The organism is Nonomuraea gerenzanensis, from assembly GCF_020215645.1.
GTDB lineage: Bacteria > Actinomycetota > Actinomycetes > Streptosporangiales > Streptosporangiaceae > Nonomuraea > Nonomuraea gerenzanensis.
Window position 1 is genome coordinate 2,476,164 of the sequence record NZ_CP084058.1, and the last position, 12,065, is coordinate 2,488,228.

At 71.8% G+C, this 12,065-nt stretch carries 11 protein-coding genes; 4 read left to right on the forward strand and 7 right to left on the reverse strand.

The features are described from left to right. Window positions 1-29 precede the first annotated feature (29 nt). From LCN96_RS11895 to aceB, 7 genes are read right to left on the reverse strand one after another with little or no spacing between them, the layout of a single operon-like run. Entirely contained in the window at window positions 30-242 is a 213-nt protein-coding gene (locus tag LCN96_RS11895) for a DUF2277 domain-containing protein (RefSeq protein WP_225272655.1), read from the reverse strand. 4 nt (window positions 243-246) lie between these two features. After that, window positions 247-987 carry an IclR family transcriptional regulator gene (locus tag LCN96_RS11900; RefSeq protein ID WP_225272656.1) on the reverse strand — a complete coding sequence of 247 codons (741 nt, stop codon included), beginning with the start codon at window positions 985-987 and terminating at the stop codon, window positions 247-249. A 9-nt stretch (window positions 988-996) separates the two neighbouring features. After that, window positions 997-1,731, reverse strand: coding sequence for an IclR family transcriptional regulator (locus LCN96_RS11905; RefSeq protein ID WP_404823980.1), 735 nt, complete (start codon window positions 1,729-1,731; stop codon window positions 997-999). 2 nt (window positions 1,732-1,733) lie between these two features. Continuing rightward, window positions 1,734-2,936, reverse strand: coding sequence for a (Fe-S)-binding protein (locus LCN96_RS11910; RefSeq protein ID WP_225272658.1), 1,203 nt, complete (start codon window positions 2,934-2,936; stop codon window positions 1,734-1,736). Further along, entirely contained in the window at window positions 2,936-4,096 is a 1,161-nt protein-coding gene (locus LCN96_RS11915) for an FAD-binding oxidoreductase (RefSeq protein ID WP_225272659.1), read from the reverse strand. The genes LCN96_RS11910 and LCN96_RS11915 overlap by 1 nt, the downstream gene beginning before the upstream one ends. Then, window positions 4,093-5,529, reverse strand: a complete 1,437-nt coding sequence (locus LCN96_RS11920; RefSeq protein WP_225275968.1) for an FAD-linked oxidase C-terminal domain-containing protein — start codon at window positions 5,527-5,529, stop codon at window positions 4,093-4,095. The genes LCN96_RS11915 and LCN96_RS11920 overlap by 4 nt, the downstream gene beginning before the upstream one ends. Window positions 5,530-5,543: 14 nt before the next feature. Continuing rightward, complete coding sequence (aceB, locus tag LCN96_RS11925) at window positions 5,544-7,121, reverse strand: malate synthase A (RefSeq protein ID WP_225272660.1); 1,578 nt, start codon at window positions 7,119-7,121, stop codon at window positions 5,544-5,546. A gap of 143 nt (window positions 7,122-7,264) precedes the next feature. Here aceB and LCN96_RS11930 point away from each other — a divergent pair, with 143 nt between their 5' ends. The 4 genes from LCN96_RS11930 to LCN96_RS11945 all read left to right on the forward strand — a co-directional run bounded on the left by LCN96_RS11930 (window position 7,265) and on the right by LCN96_RS11945 (window position 12,054). After that, window positions 7,265-7,960, forward strand: coding sequence for a DUF4097 family beta strand repeat-containing protein (locus tag LCN96_RS11930; protein ID WP_225272661.1), 696 nt, complete (start codon window positions 7,265-7,267; stop codon window positions 7,958-7,960). 99 nt (window positions 7,961-8,059) lie between these two features. Next, window positions 8,060-9,481 (forward strand): GTPase HflX, encoded by a 1,422-nt coding sequence (hflX, locus tag LCN96_RS11935; RefSeq protein WP_225272662.1) that lies wholly within the window; start codon window positions 8,060-8,062, stop codon window positions 9,479-9,481. 477 nt (window positions 9,482-9,958) lie between these two features. Beyond that, a complete protein-coding gene (gene hutI, locus LCN96_RS11940) occupies window positions 9,959-11,167 on the forward strand; it encodes an imidazolonepropionase (protein ID WP_225272663.1) in 1,209 nt (402 codons plus the stop codon). Between the two features lie 14 nt (window positions 11,168-11,181). Next, window positions 11,182-12,054 carry a DegV family protein gene (locus LCN96_RS11945; RefSeq protein WP_225272664.1) on the forward strand — a complete coding sequence of 291 codons (873 nt, stop codon included), beginning with the start codon at window positions 11,182-11,184 and terminating at the stop codon, window positions 12,052-12,054. The last annotated feature ends 11 nt before the right edge of the window (window positions 12,055-12,065 follow it).

The following is a 12,065-nucleotide window of genomic DNA, read 5'->3' on the forward strand; positions in this document are numbered from 1 at the left end:
GGGGAGACTTCTCCGACGGGCAGGCCCTGTCAACGACTCCCGCGAACTTGGAGCGCCCCCAGCAACTCCTCGGAGGCCCTGGTGATCGCCTCGACGGCCCGGTCGAACGCCTCGGCGTTGTGCGAGGCGGGCGCGCGGAACCCGGAGATCTTCCTGACGTACTGCAGCGCCGCGGCCCGCACGTCCTCCTCGGTCACGCTCTCGGTGTACGGCGGGCGGAGGGTCTTGATGCTTCTGCACATGCCACTAACCGTAATATCCGATGCGCTGGCTTATCTCCCGCGCGCCGGAGACGAGCGCGGCGCCGACCTCCGCCAGCCGGTCGGGCGTCAGCCGGTAGGACGGCCCCGAGGCGCTGACCGCGGCCACCACCGCGCCGTCGGCACCCCTGATCGGCGCCGCCACCGCGTTCAGCCCCACCTCCAGCTCCTCCACCGTGGCGGCCCAGCCGCGCTGCCTGATCTCCTCCAGGCGCAGCTCCCGTGGCGTGGTGATGGTGTGCGGCGTGTACCGCTCCAGCTCGGGGCCGAGCTGGAGCACGCCGTGGGCCAGCAGCACCTTGCCGCTGGAGGTGGCGTGGGCGGGTGTGCGCTGCCCGACCCAGTTGTGGCCGCTGATCGCCGCCGGGCCGCGCACCTGGCTGACGTTGACCGCGTCGCCGCCGCGCCCCACCGCGATGTTGACGGTCTCGCCGATCTCCTCCGCCAGCCGCAGGCACACCGGGCGGCTCTCGCGCGACAGGTCGAGCTGCGCGGTGGCGGCCCCCGCCAGCCGTACGACGCCGAACCCGAGCCGGTAGCGCCCCCGCTCGCCGGTCTGCTCGACCAGCCCGCCCTGCTCCAGGGCCGCCAGCAGCCGGAACGCCGTGGACTTGTGCACGTCGAGCGACGCGGCCAGGTCCGTCACCCGGGTGGCCCCGTCACGGGCCAGGATCTCCAGGATCGCGATGGCACGGTCGACCGACTGCACCGACGTGCTGTTGCCCATGGCGCAACTCTAGCCGGGGCCGAGCTCGTTGCCGAAGTCCAGCGCGATCTTGCGCATGCGCTCGGCCAGGTCGTCGCGGTTCAGCGCGTCGATCCGCTCGGCAGGGCCGGACACCGACATCGCGGCCACCACCCGGTCGCCGTCCTGCACGGGCACGGCCAGGCAGTGCACGCCCAGCTCCTCCTCGCCCAGGTCCATGGCCCAGCCGCGGCTCCTGACCAGCCCCAGCTCGGCGAGCATGGCCGACACGTCGGTGATCGTGTTGGGGGTGCGGCGCGGCATGCCGGTGCGCTCGAACACGGCCACCGCCTCGGAGGCGGGCCGCCCGGCCAGCAGCACCTTGCCCACCGCGGTGCTGTGCGGCAGCACCCGCCGCCCCACCTCGGCGAACATCCGCAGCCTGCGCGGCGAGGGCACCTGCGCCACGTAGACGATGAAGTCGCCTTCGAGCACGGCCAGGTTCGCGGTCTCGCCGGACAGCTCCACCATCCTGGTCAGGTACGGCTGCGCCCACTCGCCGACCATGCTCTGCGCGATGCCGCCCAGCCGCACCAGGCCGCCGCCCAGGGCGTAGCGCCGATCGGACTCCTGGCGGACGTAACCGCGGGCGAGCAGCGTCTGCAGCAGCCGGTGGATCGTCCCGTACGGCAGCCCGGTCCTGGCGGCGATCTCCGACAACCCGGCTTCGCCGCCGTGCTCGGCCAGCGCTTCGAGCACGTCCAGCGCCCGCTCCACGGACTGCACACTCACAGCGTCACCCCGCGCAGCGAGGCGTCCAGCACCTCGGCCGTGTGCGCCACCCTGATCGTGGCGCCGGCGCGCCGCATGGCGGCGGCGATCTGCATCGTGCAGCCCGGGTTGGCGGAGACCAGCAGCTCGGCGCCGGTCGTGCCGACCGCCGTGGCCTTCCTGTCGCCGAGGTCGCGCGCCGCCTCGGGCTGCAGCAGGTTGTACGTGCCCGCCGACCCGCAGCAGATGGCCGACTCGGGGATCTCGCGCAGCTCCAGCTCGGGGATCGCGCTCAGCAGCTCGCGCGGCTGCGCCCGCACCCCCTGGGCGTGGGCCAGGTGGCAGGCGTCGTGGTAGGCGACGCTGAGCGGCAGCGGGTGCCGCTTGGCCACGGGGCCCAGCTCGGCCAGGTACTCCGACAGGTCCACGACGCGGAACGCGGGCTCGTACCCCAGCAGCTCGGCGTACTCCTTCATGGAGGAGCCGCACCCGGCGGCGTTCACCACGACGGTGTCCACCCCGGCCCGCTCGAACGCCCTGACCGTCCGCGCGGCCAGCCGCCTGGCCTGCCCGTCGCGTCCGGAGTGCACGCTGAGCGCCCCGCAGCAGCCCTGCTCCGGCGGGACGACCACGTCGCAGCCCTCCAGCGCCAGCACCCGCGCGGTGGCCGCGTTCACCTGCGGGAAGAACTCCCGCTGCACGCACCCGAGCAACATCCCCACCGTGGCCCGGCGCTCGCCCCTGGCCCTGACCAGGCGCGGCAGGCGCTGCCTGCGCCGCACGCGCGGCGCCAGCGCGGCCATGGCGCCCAGGCTCGGGTTCGCGCGGGTGAGGAACGGCGCCATCCGCTCCGCCAGCCACATCGTCGGGCGCAGCAGCCGCAGCCGCCGCGGGTAGGGGAACAGGCTGAACACGATCCCGCGCACCGCCCGGTCCTCGGGCTCGCGCACGTGCTGCCGCTCCACCTCGACCCTGGTCAGCTCGATCAGCCGGTCGTACTGCACCCCCGAGGGGCAGGCGGTCACGCACGCCATGCAGCCCAGGCAGGCGTCGAAGTGCCCGGCCATCTCGGGCGTCATCGGGGTGCCCTCGACGTGCTGCTTCATCAGGTGGATGCGCCCGCGCGGGGAGTCCATCTCCTCGCCCCACAGCGCGTACGTCGGGCAGGTCGGCAGGCAGAACCCGCAGTGCACACAGTCGTTGATCAGCTTCGGGTCCATCAGATGCCTCCCACGAACCGTCCGGGAGACATCCTGCGCCCGGGGTCGAACCGTTCCTTGACCCGCCGCATCAACGGCAGCCCGCTCACCTGCCCCCACCGGTCGAGCCCGTCGTACGGGGCGGCGAGCACGTGCACCCGCGCCCGTTCGCGCAGCCGCGCCACGGCGGCGGCCAGCTCGTCCTCGGCCAGGTCCCGACACGGCGTCAGCAGCACCCGTCCTGCGGCGAGCGAGCCCCGCAGCGCCAGCCCGGTCGCCGCCACCTCGTCGAGGACGGCCCCGGCGTCCGCCGGCAGGAACCGCGCCTCGGCCAGCACCTCGTCGCCTTCGATCAGCCCCCACCAGGACGGCCGCTCGCGGGTGACGGCGCCCCCGGTCAGCTCCCGCAGCGCGGCGGCCCTGGCCTCGGCCGTCGTGCCCTCCACCAGCACCGCCAGCGTGAGCGGCCCGGCCGGATCCGGCCAGTCCACCTCGATCGCGCTCGGCTCGGTCTGCGAGGCCGCCAGCGCCGCCGCGGCCGGGGCCGCCTCGGCGCGGTCCAGCCCGGCGACGACCCAGCGGCGGTCGGCGGGCAGCGGGTGCAGGCGGAACGTGGCCTCCGCGATGACGCCGAGCGTGCCGTACGAGCCGGTGAACAGCTTGCCCAGGTCGTAGCCCGCGACGTTCTTGACCACCTTGCCGCCGGAACGGGCGATGGTCCCGTCGGGCAGCACCACGGTGATGCCGATGAGCAGGTCGCGCGCGGTGCCGTAGCGGAAGGAGCGCGGGCCGGGCAGCGCGGTGGCCAGCGTGCCGCCGACTGTCGTGCCCTCGCTGAACGGCACGTCGAGCGCCAGCTCCTGCCCCTTGTCCGCGAGCGTGCCCGCCAGCGCGTCCATGGTCACCCCGGCCTGCGCGCGCACCACCAGGTCGCCCGCGGCGTGCTCCAGGATCTCGTTCATGCAGCACAGGTCGAGCAGCACGTCGCAGCGCTCGGGCGGCGGGCCCCAGTGCAGCTTCGTGCCGCCGCCGGCGGGCACCACCGCCAGGTCCCGCTCCGCGCAGGCCCGCAGCACGGCCGCGATCTCCTCGACGGTCTCCGGCAACGCCACCCAGCGGGGCAGCACGCCGCGGACGGCGTCGCCCGCGCCCGCCTGCCTGACCGTCACCCCCTCGATCAAAACTGCTCCGCCTTCCCCGACTCGACCAGCGGGTGCACGCCCTTGCGCACGCCCGGCACCTCGCCGCACAGCCGCGGGGTGGGGAACACCTTGCCAGGGTTGGCCAGCCCCCGGGGGTCGAACGCGCACCGGACGAGCTGCATGGTGTCCAGGTCGTCCGCGCTGAACATCTTCGGCATGTATCGGGACTTGTCCACGCCGACCCCGTGCTCGCCGGTGATCGAACCCCCGTGCTCGATGCACAGGTCGAGGATCGCCCCCGACACCACCTCGGCCCGCTCGCCCGCCCCCGGCTCCTCGTCGTCGAACAGCACCAGCGGGTGCAGGTTGCCGTCGCCGGCGTGGAAGACGTTGGCCACCCTGATGCCGTGCTGCGCCGAGAGCCGGTCGATGGCGGCCAGCACGGCGGGCAGCGACGTGCGCGGGACCACGCCGTCCTGCACGATGTAGGCCGGGCTGATGCGGCCCACGGCGGCGAACGCCGACTTGCGGCCCTTCCAGATCGCCGCCCGCTCGGCCGGGTCGGCCGCCACACGCAGCTCGAACGCGTTCGCGCAGATCTCCTGGAGCCGGGCGAACTGCCGCGCCACCTCCTCCGCCGGCCCGTCCAGCTCCACGATGAGCACCGCGCCGGCGCCCTCGGGGTAGGAGCAGGCCACCGCCGCCTCGGCCGCCTCGATGGCCAGCGCGTCCATCATCTCGATCGCGGCCGGCACGATGCCCGCCCCGATGATCGCCGAGACGGCCTGCCCGCCCTGCTCGATGCTCTCGAACGCGGCCAGCACCGTGGTCACCGCCTCCGGGGCGCGGCACAGCCGTACCGTGATCCTGGTGGCGATGCCCAGCGTGCCCTCCGAGCCGATGAACGCCCCCAGCAGGTCGTAGCCCGGGTCCATGCGGTCGAGCGTGACCAGGTCGCCGTCGGGCGTGACGATCTCGCAGGCCTCCACGTGGTTGACGGTGAAGCCGTACTTCAGGCAGTGGGCGCCGCCGGAGTTCTCCGCGACGTTGCCGCCGATCGAGCAGACCTGCTGGCTGGACGGGTCGGGCGCGTAGTAGTAGCCGCGGTCGCGGACAGCCTCGGTGATGGCCAGGTTCGTCACGCCGGGCTCCACCACCGCGCGGCGGTTGGGCAGGTCGATCTCCAGGATGGCGCGCATCTTCGAGGTGACGATCAGCACGCCGTCCTCGCGCGGGAGCGCGCCCCCCGACAGGCCGGTGCCCGAGCCCCTGGCCACGAAGGGCACGCCGTGCTCGTTGCACAGCCGGACCACCCGGGCGACCTGCTCGGCCGTGCCCGGCAGCACGACCACGCCGGGGGTCGCCCGGTGGTAGGTGAGGCCGTCGCACTCGTACGTACGCAGGCGCACCGGGTCGGTGATCACCGAGTCGCCCGGCAGGAACGAACGCAGAGCCGCTACGAGCGTGTCCATCATCATCCGATTTTCTACGGCATCTCGGCGTAGGCGGGAAGAGTCAGGAACTCGGCGAAGTCGTCATCCAGCGCCACTTCCTTGAACAGCGCCGTCGCCTGCGCGAACAGCTTCTCGTCGTAGCCGGGCTCCATGGCGATCTTGGCGACCTCCTCGGTGATGATCCGCTCGACCAGGTCCTTGGTCACCTGCTGGCCCGTGTCGGCCAGGGTGATGTCGTTGTGGATCCACTGCCAGATCTGCGAGCGCGAGATCTCGGCCGTGGCGGCGTCCTCCATGAGGTTGTGGATGGCCACCGCGCCCAGCCCGCCCATCCAGGCGGCCAGGTAACGCAGCGCCACGTCCACGTTGTTGCGCAGCCCCGCCTCGGTGATGTCGCCCGGCGTCTCGGAGACGGCCAGCAGCTCGGCGGCCGTCACGCTGACGTCCTCGCGCAGCCGGTCGAGCTGGTTGGGCCGCGAGCCGAGCACGCCGTCGAAGACCTCGCGGCAGATCGGCACCAGGTCGGGGTGCGCCACCCAGGACCCGTCGAACCCGTCGCCCGACTCGCGCGTCTTGTCCGCCCGCACCTTCTCCAGCGCCACGGCGTTGACCTCGGGGTCGCGGCGCGAGGGGATGAACGCCGCCATCCCGCCGATGGCGTGCGCGCCCCGCTTGTGGCAGGTGCGCACGAGCAGCTCGGTGTACGCGCGCATGAACGGGGCCGTCATCGTGACCGCGTTCCGCTCGGGCAGCAGGAACTCGCGGCCCCGCGTGCGGAACTTCTTGATCACGCTGAACAGGTAGTCCCAGCGGCCCGCGTTCAGTCCGGCCGAGTGGTCGCGCAGCTCGTAGAGGATCTCCTCCATCTCGAACGCCGCCGGGTAGGTCTCGATGAGCACGGTCGCCCTGATCGTGCCGTGCGGGATGCCGAGCAGTTGCTGGGCCCGGGTGAACACGTCGTTCCAGAGCCGCGCCTCCAGGTGGGACTCGATCTTGGGCAGGTAGAAGTACGGGCCCTTGCCCTTGTCGAGCTGCCGCTGGGCGCAGTGGAAGAAGTACAGGCCGAAGTCGAACAGCGACCCCGCGACCGGCCGCCCGTCGACCAGGGCGTGCTTCTCGTCCAGGTGCCAGCCGCGCGGGCGCACGACGACGGTCGCCAGCTCGCCGTCGGGCTTGAGCGCGTACGCCTTGCCGCCGGTCTCGAAGTCGATCGTACGGTCGAGCGCGTCACGCAGGTTGAGGTGACCGGCCACGCAGTTCTCCCAGAGCGGGGAGTTGGCGTCCTCGAAGTCGGCCAGCCACACCTTGGCGCCGGAGTTGAGCGCGTTGATGGTCATCTTCTTGTCGACGGGGCCGGTGATCTCGACGCGGCGGTCCTCCAGGCCGGGCGCCGGGGGCGCGACCTGCCACTCGCTCTCCCTGATCTCCTTCGTCTCCGGCAGGAAGTCGAGCATGCCGCCGGCGGACAGCTCCGCCTGGCGCGCCTGGCGGGCCTCCAGCAGCTCCAGCCGCCTGGCGCCGAACTCCCGCTGGAGAGCCGCCACGAAATCGAGCGCCTCCGGCGTGAGGATCTCGTCGAACCGGTCGAGCATCGGGCCGGTGATCTCCATGGGACCTCTTTCCATATCGTGGAAAATGACTTCTGGATTGTGGAAGTGAAGGTACTCCCCTGATTCCCAGGGGTCAAAGGTTGGGGTTCCCCTGGGGGCATCCCCGATGTCCGCCCGGGGCAACGCGCGACACCATCTCCTCCATGAAGACGATTGCGATCGCGGGTGGGCTGCTCGCCGCAGCCGCGCTGCTGACGGGATGCGGCCTCGGCGACATCGCGGGCCCCTCGCACGAGGAGACGGCCTCCTACCAGGTGACGGACAAGGTCACCAAGCTTCAGCTCAAGAGCAACTCGGGCGAGGCCGTGATCACCGAGACCGACGGGAGCGCCGTACGCGTCGTCGAGACCCTGCACTGGCGCGGTGACGCCGACAAGCCCAAGCCGGAGCACAAGGTCGAGGGCGAGGGGCTGTTCCTCAGCTACGCCTGCCCGTCCGACTGGGGCAGCTGCAGCGTCGACTACAAGATCGAGGTGCCCAAGGGGCTGTCCGTCGATCTGGACGCCGGCTCGGGCAACCTCACGCTCAGGAACCTCACCGGCCAGATCGACCTGCACGCCGGCTCCGGCGACGTGGACGCCACCGGGCTGGCGGGCAAGAAGGTCTACGCCGACGTGGGGTCGGGCAACCTCGACCTGACCTACACCGCCGCGCCCGACGCCGCCGAGCTGAAGACGGGGTCGGGCGACATCACGCTCAACGTCCCCGACGGGGCCTACGACGTGAAGACCGACGTGGGGTCGGGCGACACCAACGTGACGGTCAAGAAGGACGCCGGATCGGCGCACAGGCTCTCGCTGAGCGCGGGTTCCGGCGACATCACCGTCAAGCCTGCTTGACAGAGTGTGGAACCACCTGGATAACCAGGTGATTGCGCCGAGGATGTCGTGCCACCATCGTGGGAAGACATTGAGGTGTCCAGACGTTCCCTAATAGAGATGACACGTATGCACGAATACTCCGAGCTCGACGCGTTCGAGACCGGCGACATGGACCTCGAGGAACGCCAGGCGCTCCGCCGCGTGGCGGGCCTCTCCACCGAACTCCAGGACGTCTCCGAGGTCGAGTACCGGCAACTGCGACTCGAACGGGTCGTGCTCGTCGGCGTCTGGACCAGCGGCACCGCGGAAGACGCCGACAACTCCCTGCTCGAGCTGAAGCTCCTGGCCGAGACGGCCGGGTCGCAGGTGCTCGACGGGCTCATCCAGCGCCGGCAGAAGCCCGACCCGGCGACCTACATCGGCTCGGGCAAGGCCCTGGAGCTGCGCGACGTCGTCGAGTCCAGCGGCGCCGACACCGTGATCTGCGACGGTGAGCTGACCCCCGGCCAGCTCCGCCAGCTCGAGGACATCGTCAAGGTCAAGGTCATCGACCGGACCGCGCTGATCCTCGACATCTTCGCCCAGCACGCCAAGAGCCGCGAGGGCAAGGCACAGGTCGAGCTGGCGCAGCTGTCGTACCTGCTGCCGCGCCTGCGCGGCTGGGGCGGCAACCTGTCCCGGCAGGTCGGCGGTCGCGCCGCGGGCGGCGTCGGCATCGGCGGCCGCGGCCCCGGTGAGACCAAGATCGAGCTGGACCGCCGGCGCATCCGCGAGCGCATGTCCAAGCTGCGCCGCCAGATCGGCGGCATGTCCACCTCGCGCGAGACCATGCGTCACCGGCGCCAGCGCCGCGAGGTGCCCGCCGTGGCCATCGCCGGCTACACCAACGCCGGCAAGTCCTCGCTGCTCAACCGCGTCACCGGCGCGGGCGTGCTGGTGGAGGACGCGCTGTTCGCCACCCTCGACCCGACCGTGCGCCGCGCGCGCACGCCGGAGGGCAGGCTGTTCACGATCGCCGACACCGTCGGGTTCGTCCGGCACCTGCCGCACCAGCTCGTCGAGGCGTTCAGGTCCACGCTGGAGGAGGTCGCCGACGCCGACCTGATCCTGCACGTGGTCGACGGGTCGCATCCCGACCCCGAGGGGCAGCTCGCGGCCGTGCGGGAGGTGCTCGCCGACATCGAGGGCGCCGCCGACATCCCCGAGGTGGTCGTGATCAACAAGGCCGACGCGGCCGACCCTGAGGTGCTCGACCGCATCGCCAGGCGCGAGCGCGACAGCATCGTGGTGTCCGCCCGCACGGGCAAGGGCATCCCGGAGCTGATGGCGCTGATCGAGGAGCGGCTGCCGCGGCTCGACCACGAGGTCCATCTGCTGGTGCCGTACGAGCGGGGCGACCTGATCTCGCGGGCCCACAAGGAGGGCGAGGTGCTCTCGCTGGACCACGTCGAGGACGGGACGATCCTGCACGCCCGCGTGCTGCCCAGCCTGTCGCAGGAGCTCCTGCGCGTGGGCAAGCCGGTGGAGCGAGTCTCCTAGCAGGACCTGACGGATGGCCCGGCCTGACGGCCGGGCCATCCTGTCGTTGAGCGGGCACTCGCCCGCAAAGCGCACACACCTACCCAAAAGCGGCAGTGGTCCCCGAACCCTGGGATTGCTAGGATTGGCCAGACCTAACGTTGGTCTCGTTTTGGGTTTGGGTTCTGGGTTTCGGATGATGGCTGAGGGTCATGACGTCGTCAGCGGGAGCCGTGGGGACAAGGCAGGGCTGCGTGATGGTTGGGATGAATGGTCTTTCTTCCGAATAACCCTGTACAGCAGCCCAACATGTGAAATAACGTAACTGAACTGAAATCGCCGGATCATCGCTCCGGCGATACGGTCACCGCACAACTCGATGCGGAAGAGCAGGAGACCCCCCATGTCGTCCGGACCCGGAGCGGACTCAGTGGGCGCGGCACAGGCCGTGCGCTGGGCTGCGCGCTCGTGCGGGGGGTCATGCTGGGTGGTGATGCGATGACCGTCCGACTCCTGACCAACATCGGCCGCCTCTGGACCGGCAACGAGGTCCTCAGCAACGCCGCCATCCTCGTGCACAACGACCGCATCGCCTGGGTCGGCCGCGCGCCCGACCTGCCGCAGAGCGTGCCCGGAGTCGTCGACGACATCGTCGACGTCGACCACGTCGAGAACCTCGGCGGCGCCCTCGTCACGCCCGGCCTCATCGACGCCCACACCCACCCCGTCTACGCCGGCAACCGCTACGCCGAGCTGGCGATCCGCACGGGCGGCTCCACCTCCGCCTCGATCGCCGCGGCGGGCGGCGGCGTGGGCTCCACCGTCACCGTGACGCGCGGCACCGACCCCTGGACCTTGTGCAACGGCGTGCGCGAGCGGCTGCGCAGCTGGCTGCTCAGCGGCACCACGACCGTCGAGGCCAAGACCGGCTACCACCTCACCCGCGACGGCGAGCTGGCCGACGTGCGGCTCCTGCGCGAGCTGGAGAAGGAGCCGATGATGCCGCGGGTGCACGTCACGTTCCTGGCCGCGCACGTGGTGCCGCCCGAGTACTTCGGCAGGCAGCGCGAGTACGTCGAGGCCGTGGGCGCCTGGTGCGCCGACGCGGCCGCCGCCGGCGCCGACAGCGTGGACGTCTACTGCGACGAGGGCTACTTCACCACCGAGGAGTCCCGCTGGGTCCTCGCCTCGGGCCGCAACGTCGGCCTGCTGCCGCGCATCCACGCGGGCATCTTCAGCCGCCGCGGCGCCGTCCAGCTCGCCGCCGAGCTCGGCTGCGCGTCGGCCGACGGCCTGCACCACATGTCCGACGAGGACATCGCGATCATGTCCCGCTACGGCGTCCCCGCCGTCGTCTGCCCGGCCACCGCCCTCCAGCGCGGCCACCTCCCTCCGGTCCGCCAGATGATCAAGCACGGCGTCCAGATCGCCCTCGGCAGCGACCACAACCCCGGCTACTGCGGCATCACCTCGATGTCCCTGGTCGTGGCCATGGCGGTGTCGGCCTTCGGGATGAGCGTCAACGACGCCCTGCGCGCGGCCACCCTCGGCGGTGCCACGGTGCTCGGGGCGCCCGACCGCGGGGTGCTGGCTCCCGGGCGGCTCGCTGACATCGTGCAGTGGGACGCCGACCACGAGGGCGCCTTCGCCTGGTCCTTCGGGTTGAAGCCGCGGCGGGTGTGGCGGGGTGGAACGCCCGTTCAGTAGTTAATCTCGGGTATATGTCGCCCTTGGTTGCCGTTGTCACGGATTCGACCGCCTATCTGGGGGATGTGCCCGGGGTGGCGGTGGTGCCCGTACAAGTGATCGGCCCGGGGGCGCAGCAGGGCGTGGACGAGGGGTCCATGCCGATGGACCTGACCTCGGCCACCACCTCCCGGCCCGCACCCGCCCGGTTCGCCACCTGCTACGCCGACCTCGCCGCCGGCGGCGCCACGGCCGTCGTCTCCATCCACGTCTCGGGTGAGCTGTCGGGCACCGTGCAGTCCGCCATGACGGCGGCCCGCGACGCCCCCGTACCGGTGGAGGTGATCGACAGCCGCTCCATCGCGATGGGCCTGGGCTACCCGGTCCTGGCCGCCGCCCGCGCCGCCGCCTCCGGAGCCTCCGCCGCCGAGGTCGCAGCCGCCGCCCGCGACAGCATGCGCGGCACGCGGACGTTCTTCTACGTCGACACCCTCGACTATCTCCACCGCAGCGGCCGCATCGGCACCGCGGCCTCCCTCTTCGGCTCCGCCCTCATGATCAAGCCGCTGCTCCACCTCGCCGACGGCCGCATCCGCCTGCTGGAGAAGGTCCGTACGTCCTCCCGCGCCATCGCCCGCCTGGAGGACCTGGCGGTGCAGGCGGCGGGGGAGGGGCCCGTGGAGGTGGCGGTGCAGCACCTGGCGGCCAGGGAACGGGCCGAGGCGCTGGCGGAGCGGGTGCGCAAGCGGGTGCCGGGGCTGCGGGATCTGCGGGTGGTGGAGGTGGGGGCGGTGATCGGCGTACACGTCGGGCCCGGCATGCTCGGCCTGACCGTCACCACGTCCGGTCCCCAGGCGCCGCCACCGGATTCCCGACGCTTCCTCCAGGCGCCGCCGTCGGCCTCCTGACGCTTCCTCCA

Excerpts from the sequence above, each read along its gene's own strand:
- LCN96_RS11910 (WP_225272658.1), bottom strand. The coding sequence starts at position 2,936 with ATGGACCCGAAGCTGATCAACGACTGTGTGCACTGCGGGTTCTGCCTG.
- LCN96_RS11930 (WP_225272661.1), top strand. The coding sequence starts at position 7,265 with ATGAAGACGATTGCGATCGCGGGTGGGCTGCTCGCCGCAGCCGCGCTG.
- hflX (WP_225272662.1), top strand. The coding sequence starts at position 8,060 with ATGACACGTATGCACGAATACTCCGAGCTCGACGCGTTCGAGACCGGC.
- LCN96_RS11895 (WP_225272655.1), bottom strand. The coding sequence starts at position 242 with ATGTGCAGAAGCATCAAGACCCTCCGCCCGCCGTACACCGAGAGCGTG.
- LCN96_RS11920 (WP_225275968.1), bottom strand. The coding sequence starts at position 5,529 with ATGGACACGCTCGTAGCGGCTCTGCGTTCGTTCCTGCCGGGCGACTCG.
- LCN96_RS11900 (WP_225272656.1), bottom strand. The coding sequence starts at position 987 with ATGGGCAACAGCACGTCGGTGCAGTCGGTCGACCGTGCCATCGCGATC.
- aceB (WP_225272660.1), bottom strand. The coding sequence starts at position 7,121 with ATGGAGATCACCGGCCCGATGCTCGACCGGTTCGACGAGATCCTCACG.
- LCN96_RS11945 (WP_225272664.1), top strand. The coding sequence starts at position 11,182 with ATGTCGCCCTTGGTTGCCGTTGTCACGGATTCGACCGCCTATCTGGGG.
- hutI (WP_225272663.1), top strand. The coding sequence starts at position 9,959 with ATGACCGTCCGACTCCTGACCAACATCGGCCGCCTCTGGACCGGCAAC.